We start from the raw sequence: 15,593 nt of genomic DNA on the forward strand, positions 1-15,593 counted from the left end.
GCGCCAGGGGCGGGACCGGCTTAGCGGCCGAAGCTGCGCAGCCGCAGCGAGTTGGCCACCACCAGCACCGAACTGGCGGCCATTGCGGCGCCGGCGATCATCGGGTTGAGCAGGCCCAGGGCTGCCACCGGAATGCCCACGGCGTTGTAGAAGAACGCCCAGAAAAGGTTCGTCTTGATGGTGCCCAGCGTCCGGCGGGAGAGCTCGATCGCCTGCGCCACCTGCCCGAGGTCGTTGCCCATCACCGTCAGATCGGCGGCCTCGATGGCGACGTCGGTGCCGGAGCCCATAGCGATGCCCAGGTCCGCCTGCGCTAGCGCCGCGGCGTCGTTGACGCCGTCCCCGGCCATCGCCACAGTGGCGCCCGCCGCTTGCAGCTTCCGCACGGCGTCGACCTTGCCCTCCGGGAGTACACCCGCGAAGACGTCGTCCGGGCTGATCCCGACGGCGGCCGCCACCTGCGCGGCCACGGCGGCGTTGTCACCGGTCAGCAGGATCGGCCGGAGCCCGAGTTCCCGGAACCGGGCGACCGCGGCTGCGGAGCCGGGCTTGAGGGTGTCCCGCAGGCGGATGATGCCGGCGGGTTCGCCGTCAACGGCAACCCAGATGGCCGTGGCGCCCGAGTCTTCGGCAGTGCCCAGCGCCTCCCGCTGCGCCGGGGCCGGGGCGATGCCGAGCTCCAGCAGCCAGCCGGTGCGCCCCGCGGTTACCCGCCGTCCGTCCACGGTGCCCTGGACGCCGCCGCCGGGCGCGGAACGGAAGCCGGCGACGGCGGGGTGGCCGGCGCCGTCGTTGTTCAAGCCCTCCGCGGCCAAAGCCGCAGCGGCGATGGCCCGGGCGATCGGGTGCTCGGAGGCGTTTTCCACTGCCCCCGCGAGGCGCAGGACCTCGGCTTCGCTGTGCGGTCCGAAGCTGTGGATGCCGTCCACGGCGAGCCGGCCGGTGGTGACGGTTCCGGTCTTGTCCAGCAGGATCGTGTCCACCGTCCGGGTGTCCTCGAGGACCTGCGGCCCCTTGATCAGGATGCCGAGCTGGGCGCCGCGGCCGGTTCCCGTGAGCAGCCCCACCGGTGTGGCCAGCCCCAGGGCGCAGGGGCAGGCGATGACCAGCACAGCGACGGCGGCGGTGAAGGCGGCCCGGACCTCGTCGGGGCCCATGGCCGGTGCGGCCGCCATCAGCCAGGCCCCGAAGGTGAGGGCGGCGATGGCCAGGACGACCGGTACGAAGACGGCGCTGATGCGGTCTGCGAGCCGGGCGATGGGTGCTTTTCCGGTCTGCGCCGCAGAGACGAGGCGCCCCATTTGGGCCAGCGTGGTTTCGGACCCGACGCGGGTGGCGCGGACCAGCAGCCGGCCGGAGGTGTTGATGGTGGCCCCGGTGACTTGGCTGTCCGGGCCAACTTCCACCGGTACGGATTCGCCGGTCACAAGGGAGGCGTCCACGGCCGAGGAGCCGTCGATGACCACGCCGTCGGTGGCGATCTTCTCGCCGGGGCGGACCACCATCACATCTCCGACGGCCAGCTGGTCGGCCGGGATCTTGTGCTCGGTGCCGTGGCGCAGGATCGTCGCGTCCTTTGCCCCCAGGTCCAGCAGGGCCCTGAGGGCGTCGCCGGCCTTCCGTTTGGCATTGGCCTCGAGGTAGCGGCCAAGGAGCAGGAACGTGGTGACCACGGATGCGACCTCGAAATACAGGCCGCCGGAGCTCATGCCCTCCGCTGCCGGGTGTGCGGTCATGCGCGGGTCGGCTAGGAGCTGGCCGGCCGAGAACGCGTAGGCAGCAATCACGCCGATTGATACCAGGGTGTCCATGGTCGAGGCCAGGTGCCGGGCGTTTGCTGCCGCGGCGCGGTGAAACGGCCACGCCGCCCAGGTGACCACCGGCAGGGCAAGGACGGCGGCTGTCCAGCCCCAGTTCGGGAACTGCAGCGCCGGGATCATCGAGATCGCGAACACCGGCACGGTGAGCGCGGCTGCCGCGGCGAGCCGCGGGCGGAGTGAGGGTGCGGCTGAGCCAGTCGGAACCCCGGTGGTGGCCGGGAGTTCTGCGGGCTCAACCGGTGTGCCCGGATACTTGGGGGACCGGATCGTGGCCTTGTAGCCAGCGGCCGCGACCGTGGCGGTGATTTGGTCGTCGGTAATGTCCGCCGGGACGCTGACACGGGCGGACTCGAGGGGCAGGTTGACGCTGGCCTCGACGCCGTCGAGCTTTCCGAGCCTGCGCTCGACCCGGTTGACGCAGGAGGCGCAGGTCATGCCCTCGATATCGAGGTCAATGACCCGGCTTCCGGCCTGGTCCAACAACTGCTCGCTGCTCACGGCGTCCTTCTTTTCCCGTCGATGCCCTGTCTGCCGTTGGCCGGCGTCTGCCGTCCGCCGGCGCGAACGTCACTCAGGCTTCGCTGGCGACCATGAGGTAGCCGGCCTCGGCGACGGCCTCGCCGATCTCGGAGGACGACAGTGTCTCGCTGGAGGTGATCGTGACGGTGGAGATGCCCCCGGCCTTGAGATCGACGTCGACCTTTTCGACGCCGGAGAGCGCCTCAAGTTCTTCGCTGACGGAGGACACGCAGTGGCCGCAGGTCATGCCGGAAACGTTGACGGTGGTGGAAACGGTGGCCATGGCGTGCTCCTTGTCGCTGGGCAGGTGGTGGTTCCCCGGCCCGGTGGTGTGGTGGGTGATGCAGGTCCTAGCGCAGGAGGCGTCCGATTGCATCGGTGGCTTCCTTGACTTTGAAATCGATGGCCTCGGCCCGAAGCTCCGGATCCGGCTCGGCGGCGGCGCCGACAACGCAGTGCCCGATGTGCTCCTCGACGAGCCCCAGGCTCACCGCGTGCAGGGCCTTGGTGACGGCGGCGACCTGAGTGAGGATGTCGATGCAGTACTTGTCCTCGTCAACCATCCGGGCGATGCCGCGGACCTGCCCTTCGATCCGCTTGAGCCGGCGAAGGTAGGCATCCTTGTTGGCCGTGTAGCCGTGCTGCTCGTGGGGCGCTGTGTCCAAGCTCAACGGGTCCAAGCTCGACGGGTCCGGGCGCGCCGTGCCGGGGACTTCTGACTCGCTCATGCCCCCAACATATACCCCCTAGGGGTATGTTTCAAGCCTGCGCGCGGGCTTGCGGGGAATCTGGAACGTTGCGCAAATTAAAGAGCTCCGGAGTGCGTTATTGGGGGATACGCACTCCGGAGCAGCTATAGGGTAGGCGGTTCGTCCCGCCTACACATCGAGCTTACTTGGCGGTAGTGGGATAACACCAGCACTCCGAATAAGTACTTTCGCTTTATTTTCTACCCGCCGGAACGATGAGGATCGGACGTTCCTGATGGTGGCTCAGCCATGCCGCCACAGAGCCGTTGAGCGCAGCGGAAATGCGGTGGCCGATGCCGCGTTCGGGGGTCCCCACCACAATCATGCGCGCGTTGGCGTCCGCGGCCAGCCTGCCGATCGCCCGGGCGGGGTCCCCGGCCAGGGTGCGCAGTGTCCAGTCGATCCCCAGGCCTGCGCAGTGTGCCTCAATGGCCGAACGCAACTCCTGGGTGGTCTCCCGGATCCGGGCGTCGTCCGCGTCCGGATGCAGCGACAGGCGGTGCGCGGACCGCGCCGGATCCCACTCCACGAGGTAGCTTGCCTCATCCACGTAGGCGCAGATCATGGGCGCGGCCAGGGTCTTCGCAAGGGATGCCGCCAGCTGCAGCACCTCGGGATGCTGCCCCGGAACCACGCCCACCACGAGGGGCGCCGGGCCGTCGGCGGAGTCGTCAGACATACTTCATTCTGGCGCCGGGGTGCCGCCCTGAACAGGGGCTTACTTCCCGTTCCCGCAGCTCGGGACGGCGCTGGCGCAGTTTGCCGGGGAATCCCTTGAACAGCCCGGGGACGGGGCCTACGGTTGAAGAACACAGGAGGAGGTGGCCGCCGTGGAGATCTACATGTGGTGGTTGGATCTGGATTTGGCGAGCAAAGAATGGCTTCGGGAAAATCTCCGGACCGTCGAACTGCCCGAGGCCGTGCAGCGGGGGATAGCCGCCGCCGGCGGCCCCAGTCCCGCTGAATCGTCCGCCGGCGGCGCCGCAGTTTTGACGGCTGCGGACTGGGACTTCATCGAGACGCAGTCGGAGTTCGTCGACTGACACGCGCCACGGTACCCCCGTCGGCGCCGGGAGAAAACCATTGCGGCCTTCCGGCGGGGATGGTTGCATGGGACGCATGGCTACTGCAGAGAGTTATGTCCTGGCGATCGGGACCAAGAAGGGCCTTTGGCTGGCGACCAGCCCGGACCGGAGGCACTGGTCCTTGTCCGGGCCGCATTTTCTGATGAGTGAGGTGCCCAGCATCGGCATCGATACCCGCGATGGCAGGACCCGGATCCTGGTGGGGGTCCGCTCCGAGCACTGGGGTCCCACGGTTTTTCACTCCGATGACCTGGGCGGAACTTGGAGCGAACCCGAAAACGGCGCCATCACGTTCCCCGACGGCACCGAGGCCGCCTTGGAACGGATCTGGCAGATCCACCCGGACGCCGACTCCCGCCCGGGCGTCGTGTGGGCAGGATGTGAACCGATCTCCGTCTGGAAATCGACCGACGGCGGCGAGCATTTCGAGCTCAACCGCGGCCTCTGGGACCATCCGCACCGCAGCGAATGGGGCGCAGGTTATGGCGGCGCCGCGGCGCACTCGATCGTCGTTGACCCCACGGGCGAGAAAGTCCACGTTGCCATGAGCACGGGAGGGGTCTACCGCTCGCTCGACGGCGGCACCTCCTGGGAGCCGCGCAACAAGGGGATTTCCGCCTACTTCATGCCAGACCCCAACCCGGAATTCGGCCAGTGCGTCCACAAGATCGCGGCCGACGCCGCCGTCGACGGCCGGCTGTACGCGCAAAACCACCACGGCGTGTACCGCAGCGACGACGACGCCGAATCGTGGGAGTCGATCGCCGAGGGGCTGCCGGCGGACTTCGGTTTTGTGATGCTGACGCATCCGCGCCGGGCCGGTACGGCGTGGGTGATCCCGCTGAAGGCTGACGGCGAACGGATTCCGCCGGACGGGAAGTTGGCCGTGCACCGGACGGATGACGCCGGCGCCAGCTGGAAACGGCTCGACGCCGGGCTCCCGGATGCCGAGTACAACGCAGTGCTGCGCGATGCTGCCAGCGTGGACGGCGCGGAGCCCACGGGCGTCTACTTCGGGACGCGGGGTGGCAGTGTCTACGCCAGCGCCGACGAGGGCGAACACTTCACCGAAATCGCCTCGCACCTGCCGGACGTGCTGTGCGTGCGGGCGGCCGTGGTTTCCGCGGCTTTGGTGCCGGCGCAGCCGTGAGGGGACGAACAAGCGCATGAACGGCGCCATGGTCGACGGCGACTCCATGCCGGCCGAGTCCGCGATCAGTGTGGTCCTGCCCAGCGTGCTCCAGCCGCTCGCTGGCGGGCAGTCCATCCTGACTACGCCCGCGGAGGCGGCGGTGACGGTGGAGCGGTTGCTGGATGCGGTGACCGGGGACTATCCGGCGTTGTCGCGGCGGTTGCGGGACGAGACCGGAGCTGTCCGCCGTTACGTGAATATATACGTCAACGGGAATGAAATCCGGCGGCTGCAGGGCCTGGTGACTGCCGTGGCACCAGGCCAGGAAGTCCTCATCATCCAGTCAGTGGCGGGAGGCTGAGCCTCAGGCGACCCGCCAGACGGTGCATTCGTCCGCGTTGATGGCCTTGCGCATGCCCGATTGGCGGTCCATGATCCAGACGACGCCGATTCCGGGGGCCGTTTCCTGGACGCTGCCGCGGCGGATCACGACGTCGTCGTAGTTCGGGCCCACGCTCAGGCGGGCCTCGATCTCATCGCCGCGGTGCAGCTGGTCGAGGGTGCGGATACGGGTTACATGGGCTTTGGCTTCCTTCAACATGGCGGGGCCTCCTGACTGGAGCTGGTGCCTGCTCTTGCCGGCACTTCCAGTGTCCTGCGCCAATGTTGCGTCCGCGTTTCAGCACGGTAAGGGGCCGGTTAGTTTTCGACGGCGCGGCGGTTACCGGCCCTCTTTTTCGCCGGCCCCCTTAGTTTGCCGGCCGCCGCACTGCCGGCGGGCGCGCTCAGGGGAGTTGTCGTTCCCCCGGGCGCTGGACCCGGAACCACCGGTATCCGTAGCGGTCCAGCGGAAGCTCGAAGGCGCCGTCGTCGGAGAGCGGGATGTCCTCGCCGCCGAGCAGGTCCCGGAGCACGGCCCCGGCGTACGACCGCACCTCGCCGCCCGTCGCGTCCGGACCCGCTGGCCCGCTTTCCTCGCCCTCCTGCGGCGATGCCGCCGCCATCGCGCCCGTCACGGACACCGACTCCGCGCCGAAGTTGTGGGCGACAATCACCGTGGAACCGTCCCACGTGCAGCGCTGCAGCAGCACCGCCGGCGAGCCCTGCTTGATGAGTTCGAACCTGCCCCAGCCGAGCTCGGGACATTCCCGGTAGCGCTGGATCAGCGTCGCGACGAAGTTCCACAGCGAATCGGGATCCCGTTTCGCGGCCGCGGCGTTGATATGTGCCGGGCCGAAGGGTCCCTCCACCGGCTGGGCCACGAGGTCCCCGGACGGGGCGGTCGAGAAGCCGCCGTTCGTGGTGTTGTCCCACTGCATGGGGGAGCGGACGGCCGAGCGGCCCTTCGCCCGCAGGTCCTCGCCCATCCCGATCTCTTCGCCGTAGAAGAGCACCGGGGTGCCCGGCAGCGAGAACATCAGGGAGTAGACCATGCGGATCCTGGCCGGGTCGCCGCCGAGCATGGTGGGCAGCCGCCGCCGCAGTCCGCGGCCGTACATCTGCATGTCGGGATCTGGGCCGAAGGCTGCGAAGACCTCGTCGCGTTCGGCATCGCTGAGTTTGTCCAGCGTGAGTTCATCGTGGTTCCGGACGAACATGGCCCATTGGTTGTCAGGATTGATTTTCGGACGGCTGCTCAGCGTCCGGGCCAGCGGCCGGGCGTCCTGCCGGGCCAGTGACAGGTACATGTTCTGCATCGAGAGAAAATCAAACTGCATGTTCAGCTCGTTGCCGGCCGGGCCGCCGAAGTACTTCAGCTGTTCCTTGTACGGGAGATTGACCTCGCCGAGCAGCACGGCACTGCCCTGGCGGCGGTTGAGGAAGCTGCGCAGGGCGCTCAGGTATTGGTGCGGATCGATTCTCGCGGCCTCGTCCTTGGGCTCGCCGAGCAACTCCAGAAAGAAGGGCACCGCATCCAGCCGGAAGCCGTCCAGGCCCAGCTGCAGCCAGAATCCCATGGACTTCGCGATCTCGTCCCGCACCTTGGAATTCATCACGTTCAAGTCCGGCTGGTGTTTGGCGAACATGTGCAGATACCACTCACCGGTGGCCTTGTCCTGGGTCCAGATGGAGGTCTCCTCGCCGGGAAACACCACCTGGTCCGAGGTGTCCGGCGGCGTGTCCTTCCGCCAGACGTAGTAGTCGCGGTACGGGTTGTCCACGGACTTCCGGGCCTGGACGAACCACGGGTGCCGGTCGGAGGTGTGGTTGATGACAAAGTCCGCGATCACCCGGATGCCGCGATCGTTGGCGGTGCGGATGAATTCCACCAGGTCCCCCGGGCTCCCCAGCCGGGGGTCCACGCCGTACATGTCGGTGACATCGTAGCCGTCGTCCCGGTCCGGGGAGGGGTAGAAGGGCATGAGCCAGATGCAGGTAATTCCGAGCGCGGCAAGATAGTCAACGCGCTGGATCAGCCCGCCGAAGTCTCCGGTGCCGTCGCCGTCGCCGTCGAAGAAAGTCTCCGGGTCCAGGCAGTAGATCACCGCGTTTTTCCACCAGAGGTCAGAGGTTTCGGCGATTCTCACAGCGCACCGTCCGGTCCGGTCAGGGCTTGTCCGGCCGGGCGGAGCTGGGGGAGGACGTGTTCGGCGAAGACGTCGATAAACGGAGCCTGCTCCTGGCCCACGAAGTGCAGGTACAGCTCGTCGAATCCGAGGTCCAGATAGGACGCGAGCCATTGGGCGTGCTGCCCGGCATCGGCGGAAACGTTGACGGCCGCCCGCACCTGGTCCTCCTGGACACCGGCGCTGACGCCGTCGAAATGGGCCGCCGTGGGCAGGTCCCAGGGAATCGGCGGCGCAAAGACGTTGGTGCGCCACTGCTCCATAGCGATCGCGACGGCCTCGGCCTCTGTCGGTGCCCAGGACAGGTGGACCTGGAGGGCAGCGTTCCCGCGGCCACCGGCGTCCCGGTAGGCCGCCAGCATGTCCTTCAGCTTTTCCGGCGGCTGGTTCACGGTGACGAGTCCGTCCGCCCAGGCCGCCGCCCGGCGCGCTGTTTTCACGCTCACGGCCGGGGCAATGAGCGGCGGCTTGGTCTCCGGGACGTCCCAGATCCGGGCTTGCTCCACCGTGACGAGGCCGTGGTGCGTGACCACGTCGCCGGCGTGGAGCCGGCGGATGATGTCGACGCACTCCTCCAGCCGGCGCTGCCGCGTCTCCTTCTGCGGCCAGTGCTCGCCGGTGACGTGCTCGTTCATGTACTCACCGCTGCCCGGCGCCATCCAGAAGCGGCCGGGAAACATGTCCGCCAAGGTGGCCGAGGCGTGCGCGATGATCGCCGGGTGGTAGCGCTGCCCGGGCGCCGTCACCACCCCGAAACGCAGCCCGGTGGTGGCCAGCGCGGCCCCGAGCCAGGACCAGGCGAAGCCGGAGTGGCCCTGCCGGGCGGACCACGGCTCAATATGGTCCGAGCACATCGCGGCATCGAAGCCGGCCTGCTCGGCCAGCTGCACGTCCTTGAGGAGGCGGCCGGGGCTGATCTGTTCATGCGAGGCGTGGAACCCAATGGTAGCCATCACCCATGTCTACCGTGGGGGCGGGGCCGTGTCGAGGAAACCCTCGTTGGGGAAAGCCCTGCGGCGGGGCTGGCGGTGCCGGGTCCGCGGCGCAAGAATGGGCGCTATGCGACTGCCGTTGATGCCACCCATTGCGCCCATGCTGGCCAAAGCACTCCCTGCCCTGCCGGTGCCGGACACTGGAAAGGGCTGGCTCTTTGAACCGAAGTGGGACGGGTTCCGCTCCATCATCTTCCGCGACGGCGACGAGGTGGAGATCGGCAGCCGGAACGGCAAGCCGATGACGCGCTACTTCCCCGAGCTCGTCGAGGCGCTGAAGACGGAGCTGCCGGAACGCTGCGTGGTGGACGGCGAGATCATCCTGGTGGCGGCCTCGGGGGACCGGCTCGACTTCGATGCGCTCCAGCAGCGCATCCATCCGGCCGCCAGCCGGGTGAAGCTGCTCGCGGGACAGACCCCGGCGCGTTTCGTGGCGTTCGACCTGCTCGCCCTCGGCGACGAGGACCTCACCGGAAAACCCTTCGCCGAGCGCCGGCGGGAGCTCGAACGCGCACTCGCGGCCAGCGCGGCCCCGGTCCACCTGACGGCCGCGACTTCCGACCGGGACACGGCGCAGCGCTGGTTCCGGCAGTTCGAGGGCGCCGGACTTGACGGCATCGTGGCCAAGACGCTGGAGGGCACCTACCAGCCGGACAAGCGCGCGATGGTCAAGGTCAAGCATGAGCGGACGGCGGACTGCGTGCTCGCCGGATACCGCGTGCACACCTCCGGTCCGGACCGGATCGGCTCGCTGTTGCTGGGGCTCTACGACGACGCCGGGGTGCTGGCGAATGTCGGCGTGGTGGGCGCCTTCCCGATGGCACGGCGCCAGGAGCTGTTTGCCGAGCTGCAGGAGCTGGTCACCGGTTTCGAGGACCACCCCTGGGCCTGGGCCCGGCAGGAGGAGGGGGCGCGGACCCCGCGGAATGCCCAGGGAAGCCGGTGGAGCGGCGGCAAGGACCTGTCCTTCACCCCGCTCCGGCCCGAGCGCGTGGTGGAAGTGAAGTACGACCACATGGAGGGCGAACGGTTCCGACACACTGCCCAGTTCGTGCGCTGGCGTCCGGACCGGGATCCGCACTCCTGCACCTATGACCAGCTGGAGGAGCCGGTGAAGTTCGATCTCGCCGCGGTGCTGGGCGCCGTACGCTAAGGCCCAAACCTAACCTGAGACGACGCAATAGCGCCTTTAACGACGCGGCCCGCCCCCAAAGGGACGGGCCGCCGTCGTGCGGTGCGGAACTGCCGGCCGAGCGCCGGGCGGGAACCTAGTGCTGCTGGCCGAGCTCCCGGGTGGGGACCTTGAACGTCTCCTTGGCCGTCAGTGCCGCGACGGTGGCGATCAGGCAGATGATGCCGGTGAAGATGCTGATCTGGACCCAGCCGCCGGACTGGATGCCGCCCATGGCCGCGACGATCGCCGGGGCGAAACCGGCCATCAGGAAGCCAAGCTGCGTACCGATCGCGAGGCCGGAGAAGCGGACGTTGGTGGTGAACATCTCGGCGTAGAAGGAGGGCCAGACCGCGTTGGCCGCAGCGTAGCCGAACGAGAAGAACCCGATTGCCGCGAGGAACATCAGAGGGACACTGCCGGATTCGAGGCTCAGCAGGAAGACCGGGGTCAGGACCGCGCTGGACAGTGCGCCATAGATGAAGACCGGTTTGCGGCCGATCTTGTCCGCGAGCATGCCGAACAGCGGCTGGGTGCCCAGGGCCATGAAGTTGGCGCCCACCACGAGCCAGAGGGTGGTGGTGCCGTCCACGCCGGCGACGTTCTTGGCGTAGCTGATGGCCAGGGTGCCGAAGACGGTGGACACGGCGGCGATGAAGGCGCAGGCGATGACGCGGAGGACATCGCGCCAGTGGTCCTTGAGGAGGTCGGCCACCGGGAGCTTGGAGATCTGCTTGGTCTTCTGGGCTTCCTCGAACGCCGGGGGCTCGTGCAGGGTGCGGCGGATGAAGAACGCGATCAGCACAACCACGGCGCTGAGCCAGAACGGGATGCGCCAGCCGATGGTGTATTTGATCTCATCGGGCAGGGCCAGTACGGGGATGAACACGAGGGCGGCGAGGATCTGGCCGCCCTGGGTTCCGGTCAGGGTCCAGGAGGTGAAGAACGAGCGGCGGTTGTCCGGGGCGTGCTCGAGCGTCATGGAGGAGGCGCCGGCCTGCTCGCCGGCTGCGGACAGGCCCTGGCAGAGCCGTGCCAGCACCAGAAGTGCCGGGGCCCACCAGCCGACCGTGTCGAAGTCCGGGAGACAGCCGATAACGAAAGTGGCGGCACCCATCAGCAGCAGCGTGAACATGAGGACCTTCCGGCGTCCAATCCTGTCGCCGAAGTGGCCGAGGATGACCGCGCCGACCGGACGGGCCACGTAGGCGAAGCCGAAGGTCGCGAAGGACATGATGGCCGCATTGGTGTCCGCATCGGGGAAGAAAACGTGCGGGAAGATCAGTGCCGCTGCGGAACCGAAGATGAAGAAGTCGTAATACTCGACGGCGCTGCCCAGGAAGCTGGCAAGGGCCGCCTTCTTCGGCGTCCCTCCTGTGACGGTACCCGGCGTCGTGGACGGGACAGTGTGGCTCATGGTGTTCCTTTGGTGTGACGACGTTGTCGCGGATGGATCAGGAAGGTCTCGACTGCCGCTTGCTTAAGTGTGGTGCAGCCGGAGGTCCGTGGAAAGACCAGGATTAGTAGCCACATGGTGGAAGCTACTTTTGCGATATAGCAATCATGACTGTGAGCACAGTCACTTGTCAAGAAAAATAATCACCATCTAGAAATAGCTCTCACTATGTGGGAATATCAGTACATGAGTGTGAATCAAGCCACAGATACGCCCGCCGCTTCCGGGTATCCCGGGGAAGCCCCTGCAAAGCCGGCCAAAGCCGCCAGGGAGGACTCGAGGACGGACATGGTGGGCAAGGCGCTGGGCCTGCTGGTCCTCCTGGGCGACGAGCCGCGCGGCGCCAGTGCCGCGGACATTTCCCGCCGGGCGGATCTGCCGTTCAGCACCACCTACCGCCTGCTCGGGTCCCTGACGCGGGACGGCTTCGTGGACTATGAGCCGGACGGCCGCCGCTACCACCTGGGGCTGCGGGTGTTCCAGCTCGGCCAGCGCGTTTCCAACCATCACGGCTTCGCGGGTACGGCCCTGCCCATCCTGCGGCGGGTCACCGAGGAAACGGGCGAGGCGACCATCCTCTCCGTGCGCGACGGCCTCCACCACCTGACGGTGAACAAGGTGGACGGCCCGCAGACCTTCCGGGTCACGAGCGACCCCGGGCATCTCGGGGCCCTGCACACCACCTCGGTGGGCAAGGCGCTGGTGGCGTTCGCCGATGACGCCACCCGCGTCCAGCTCGTCGACGAGCTGCCCCTGGAACCGCTGACGGCGCTCTCCATCACCGACCGCGAGGCTTTCCGGGCGGAAATCGAGCAGGTCCGGCGCCAGGGCTACGCGACCATGGACGAGGAAAACGAGCTCGGCATGCGCGCCGTCGCCGTCCCGGTCTTCAACGCCCAGGGGCACGCCTTCGCCTCCCTTGCCACGGCAGTTCCGGTGTTCCGCCTCAGCATGGAGTCCCTGGTGGCCCTTGTGCCGTTGCTTCAGGCGGCGGCCGCCGAGCTGTCGGCCCGGCTGCCCCAGCGGTGACGGCCCGACGCCGGAGCCACCGCCGTAACAATAAGTTCGTCATTCGAACAACAGTGCAACATGTGAACAAAGTCTGTAATGTAATCCCTGTCACCCGGGCCGCCGGAGATGCCGCAAGCGTCCCAGCCCGCCGAGTGCCGTTGTCAAAGGAGCTAACCGGATGAGCAATCGAGCAGAGTCCTTCCTCGTGGGCCTCGTGGGAGACGGCGTCATGCCCTCCCTCACGCCCTACATGCACGAACGCGAAGGCGACGTGCAGGGCCTCCGGTACCTCTACCGCCCCATCGACCTCACCGAACTCGGCCTGCCCGGCCAGGCCGTGGGGGAGCTGCTCGCCGGCGCCCGGAGCCTCGGGTTCAACGGATTGAACATCACGCACCCCTGCAAGCAGCTCGTGCTCGACTACCTCGACGAAGTCTCCGCAGACGCCCGGCGCCTCGGCGCCGTCAACACCGTGGTCATCCGCGAGGGCCGCTTCATTGGCTACAACACCGACTTTTCCGGCTTCGCGGCGGCGCTGGCCTCCGGGCTCCCCGGCGCCACCCTGGACCGCGTGGTGCAGCTGGGCGCCGGCGGCGCCGGTTCCGCCGTCGCCTACGCCTTGCTCACTGCGGGAGTCCGCGAACTGGACCTCGTGGACACCGACGCGGCGCGCTGCGCCGCCCGGGCGGCCGAGCTCGCCGGATTCTTCCCGGACCGGACCGTCACTGCCCGGACGACGGCGGAGCTCCCGCAGCTCATGCCGCAGGCCGACGGCCTGGTGCACTGCACCCCCGTGGGCATGGCCGCCCACCCGGGCGTTCCGCTGGACATGTCCCTCGTGGAGTCCCGGCACTGGGTGGCCGACATCGTGTACCGGCCGATCGAAACCGAGCTTGTCCGCGAGGCGCGCGCCAAGGGCTGCGATGTGCTCGACGGCGGCCGGATGGCCGTGGGCCAGGCGGCGGACGCCTTCCGGATCTTCACCGGGCGCCAGGCCGATGCCGACCGCATGCGCTCCCACTTCCTGGAACTTGTGGCCGCGGAAGAAGTGGCCGCCTGATGCGCACCGGAATCGCCACCGTCTGCCTCGCCGGCACCCTGCGGGAAAAAATGCAGGCCTGCGCCGTGGCCGGCTTCGACGGGATCGAAATCTTCGAACAGGACCTCGTGACGTCCCCGCTGAGCCCGGAGGACGTCCGGAAACTGGCCGCCGACCTCGGCCTGAACCTGGACCTCTACCAGCCCTTCCGCGACTTCGACAGTGTTCCCGAGGACTTGCTCGCCGCCAACCTTCGCCGCGCGGATGCCAAGTTCAGGCTCATGTCCCGCCTGGGCATGGACACCATGCTGCTCTGTTCCAACGTCGGCACGGCCACGATCGACGACGACGATCTCCGGGCAACCCAGCTCTCCCGGCTCGCGCACCTCGCGGGTGAACACGGCGTCAAGGTCGCCTATGAGGCCCTCGCCTGGGGCAAGTACGTCAACGACTACGAGGACGCCCACCGGCTGGTCGACATGGTGGACCACCCCAACCTGGGCACCTGCCTGGACTCCTTCCACATCCTCTCCCGGGACTGGGACACCGCGCCGATCGAGGCCTTCAACCCGGAGAAGATCTTCTTCGTGCAGGTCGCCGATGCCCCCAAGCTGTCCATGGACGTGCTGTCCTGGAGCCGGCACTACCGGGTGTTTCCGGGTGAGGGCCAGTTCGAGCTCGCCAAGTTCATGGGCCACGTGGTCCGCGCCGGCTACACCGGGCCGGTGTCGCTGGAGGTGTTCAACGACGTCTTCCGCCAGTCCGACGTCGAACGCACCGCCGTCGATGCCATGCGGTCGCTGATCTGGCTCGAAGAGCAAAGCGCCGCCTGGCTAGAGGCAAACCCGGCCCCCGCCGAAGGCGAGGAGGCCAGCAAGGCGGCCGGCCCCGCGGCCCGGCGCCGCTACCCCATGGAGCTCGCCACGCTACCCCGGGTGGCCGAGCCCGCCGGCTTCAACTTCGCCGAGGTCCGCGCAGGGGACACCGCCGGCCTGGAAACCCTGCTCGGCCAGCTGGGGTTTGCGTTTAACGGGCGGCATCGGACCAAGGACGTGCAATTGTGGACCATGGGCCACGCCCGCGTGATCATCAATGAAGAACCGGCCACCGCCGCCGGTGCTGCCCTCCAGCAGGCTCCCGCCGCCGCTGCCATTTCCGTTGCCATTTCTGCCGTGGGCTTTGACGTCGACTCTCCCGTCATCGCCGCCGCCCGCGCCCAGCAGCTCAAGGCTCCCGCGGTGCCGCGCAAGAGCCAGGCCAATGAGGAAGTCTTCCAGGGCTTCGCCGCGCCGGACTCCACCGAAATCTTCCTCTGCCAGGGCAGCCCGGACGGCACCGCCGCGTGGACCCGGGAATTCGGCGACGGACCGGGCGTCCCCGCGGAGGATCGGGCCGGCAACCCGGGCGCCGTGATCGACCACGTCAACCTCGCCCAGCCGTGGCAGCACTTCGACGAGGCCGTGCTCTTCTACACCAGCGCGCTTGCGCTGGAGCCGCAGCCGTTCGCCGAGGTGGCCAGCCCCACCGGGCTGGTCCGGTCCCAGGTGATGCTCACGCAGGACCGGGGCGTCCGCCTGGTGCTGAACCTGGCGCCGCTGCTGCAGCAGGAGGGCCCCACCGGCGCGTCGGAACCCGGCGCGTCCGGGACCGGCCACCGCCGCACCTACCAGGAGCACGTGGCGTTCGCCGTGGATGACCTCGTGGCCACTGCCCGGGCGGCACGGGACCGCGGACTGGACTTCCTGCGGATCCCGGCGAACTACTACGAGGACCTCGATGCCCGGTTCGAGCTGGAGCCGGAATTCCTGGCCACGCTCCGCGAGCTCAACCTGCTCTATGACCGCGATGCCGACGGCGAATTCCTGCATTTCTACACGGCCACGGTGGGCAGCGTGTTCTTCGAAATGGTGGAACGCCGCGGCGCCTACGACGGCTACGGCGCCCCGAACGCCCCGGTGCGGCACGCCGTCCAGTACGACCATCTGCACCACCTGACCCGCACTTCCTGACCCCATCCGAACAACAAACACACCAAGGAAAGGAGGCTGCTGT

Annotated in this window: 15 protein-coding genes; 7 read left to right on the top strand and 8 right to left on the bottom strand. The window is 68.2% G+C overall.

The genetic code is table 11. The features are described 5' to 3' along the window. Positions 1 to 20 precede the first annotated feature (20 nt). The 4 genes from LQV16_RS00180 to LQV16_RS00195 all read right to left on the bottom strand — a co-directional run bounded on the left by LQV16_RS00180 (position 21) and on the right by LQV16_RS00195 (position 3,767). Positions 21 to 2,318 carry a heavy metal translocating P-type ATPase gene (locus tag LQV16_RS00180; protein ID WP_229991903.1) on the bottom strand — a complete coding sequence of 766 codons (2,298 nt, stop codon included), beginning with the start codon at positions 2,316 to 2,318 and terminating at the stop codon, positions 21 to 23. Positions 2,319 to 2,391: 73 nt separating this feature from the next. Further along, positions 2,392 to 2,622 carry a cation transporter gene (locus LQV16_RS00185; protein WP_229991991.1) on the bottom strand — a complete coding sequence of 77 codons (231 nt, stop codon included), beginning with the start codon at positions 2,620 to 2,622 and terminating at the stop codon, positions 2,392 to 2,394. Between the two features lie 67 nt (positions 2,623 to 2,689). After that, positions 2,690 to 3,067, bottom strand: a complete 378-nt coding sequence (locus LQV16_RS00190; protein ID WP_229991904.1) for a metal-sensitive transcriptional regulator — start codon at positions 3,065 to 3,067, stop codon at positions 2,690 to 2,692. 214 nt (positions 3,068 to 3,281) lie between these two features. Then, a complete protein-coding gene (locus LQV16_RS00195) occupies positions 3,282 to 3,767 on the bottom strand; it encodes a universal stress protein (protein WP_229991905.1) in 486 nt (161 codons plus the stop codon). Between the two features lie 151 nt (positions 3,768 to 3,918). Between LQV16_RS00195 and LQV16_RS00200 the strand changes: the two genes are divergently transcribed. From LQV16_RS00200 to LQV16_RS00210, 3 genes are all read left to right on the top strand, one after another. After that, positions 3,919 to 4,131: a hypothetical protein gene (locus LQV16_RS00200; protein ID WP_229991906.1), complete on the top strand. Its 213-nt coding sequence runs from the start codon at positions 3,919 to 3,921 to the stop codon at positions 4,129 to 4,131. Positions 4,132 to 4,198: 67 nt separating this feature from the next. Further along, positions 4,199 to 5,323 (top strand): sialidase family protein, encoded by a 1,125-nt coding sequence (locus LQV16_RS00205; protein WP_229991907.1) that lies wholly within the window; start codon positions 4,199 to 4,201, stop codon positions 5,321 to 5,323. A 16-nt stretch (positions 5,324 to 5,339) separates the two neighbouring features. Further along, positions 5,340 to 5,666, top strand: a complete 327-nt coding sequence (locus LQV16_RS00210; protein ID WP_229991908.1) for a MoaD/ThiS family protein — start codon at positions 5,340 to 5,342, stop codon at positions 5,664 to 5,666. Positions 5,667 to 5,669: 3 nt separating this feature from the next. Here LQV16_RS00210 and LQV16_RS00215 read toward each other — a convergent pair whose 3' ends face one another. The 3 genes from LQV16_RS00215 to LQV16_RS00225 form a co-directional block, all read right to left on the bottom strand. Continuing rightward, complete coding sequence (locus LQV16_RS00215) at positions 5,670 to 5,906, bottom strand: hypothetical protein (protein ID WP_229991909.1); 237 nt, start codon at positions 5,904 to 5,906, stop codon at positions 5,670 to 5,672. Positions 5,907 to 6,090: 184 nt separating this feature from the next. Beyond that, positions 6,091 to 7,833: an alpha-amylase family protein gene (locus LQV16_RS00220; protein WP_229991910.1), complete on the bottom strand. Its 1,743-nt coding sequence runs from the start codon at positions 7,831 to 7,833 to the stop codon at positions 6,091 to 6,093. Continuing rightward, positions 7,830 to 8,825, bottom strand: a complete 996-nt coding sequence (locus LQV16_RS00225; RefSeq protein WP_229991911.1) for a TIGR03885 family FMN-dependent LLM class oxidoreductase — start codon at positions 8,823 to 8,825, stop codon at positions 7,830 to 7,832. The genes LQV16_RS00220 and LQV16_RS00225 overlap by 4 nt, the downstream gene beginning before the upstream one ends. A gap of 106 nt (positions 8,826 to 8,931) precedes the next feature. On the opposite strand from LQV16_RS00225, the gene LQV16_RS00230 reads away from it, so the two are divergent. Beyond that, complete coding sequence (locus LQV16_RS00230) at positions 8,932 to 10,017, top strand: ATP-dependent DNA ligase (protein ID WP_229991912.1); 1,086 nt, start codon at positions 8,932 to 8,934, stop codon at positions 10,015 to 10,017. A gap of 115 nt (positions 10,018 to 10,132) precedes the next feature. Here the strand turns inward: LQV16_RS00230 and LQV16_RS00235 are convergent, their stop codons facing one another. Further along, positions 10,133 to 11,452, bottom strand: a complete 1,320-nt coding sequence (locus LQV16_RS00235; protein ID WP_229991913.1) for an MFS transporter — start codon at positions 11,450 to 11,452, stop codon at positions 10,133 to 10,135. Positions 11,453 to 11,677: 225 nt separating this feature from the next. On the opposite strand from LQV16_RS00235, the gene LQV16_RS00240 reads away from it, so the two are divergent. The 3 genes from LQV16_RS00240 to LQV16_RS00250 all read left to right on the top strand — a co-directional run bounded on the left by LQV16_RS00240 (position 11,678) and on the right by LQV16_RS00250 (position 15,550). Beyond that, positions 11,678 to 12,520 carry an IclR family transcriptional regulator gene (locus tag LQV16_RS00240; protein WP_229991914.1) on the top strand — a complete coding sequence of 281 codons (843 nt, stop codon included), beginning with the start codon at positions 11,678 to 11,680 and terminating at the stop codon, positions 12,518 to 12,520. Positions 12,521 to 12,680: 160 nt separating this feature from the next. After that, a complete protein-coding gene (locus LQV16_RS00245; RefSeq protein WP_229991915.1) occupies positions 12,681 to 13,562 on the top strand; it encodes a shikimate dehydrogenase in 882 nt (293 codons plus the stop codon). After that, positions 13,562 to 15,550: a sugar phosphate isomerase/epimerase and 4-hydroxyphenylpyruvate domain-containing protein gene (locus LQV16_RS00250; RefSeq protein WP_229991916.1), complete on the top strand. Its 1,989-nt coding sequence runs from the start codon at positions 13,562 to 13,564 to the stop codon at positions 15,548 to 15,550. Before LQV16_RS00245 ends, LQV16_RS00250 begins: the two co-directional genes overlap by 1 nt. Positions 15,551 to 15,593: the final 43 nt, after the last annotated feature.

Source organism: Arthrobacter sp. Bi26 (genome assembly GCF_918697925.1).
In the GTDB taxonomy this organism is placed as follows: Bacteria; Actinomycetota; Actinomycetes; order Actinomycetales; family Micrococcaceae; genus Arthrobacter.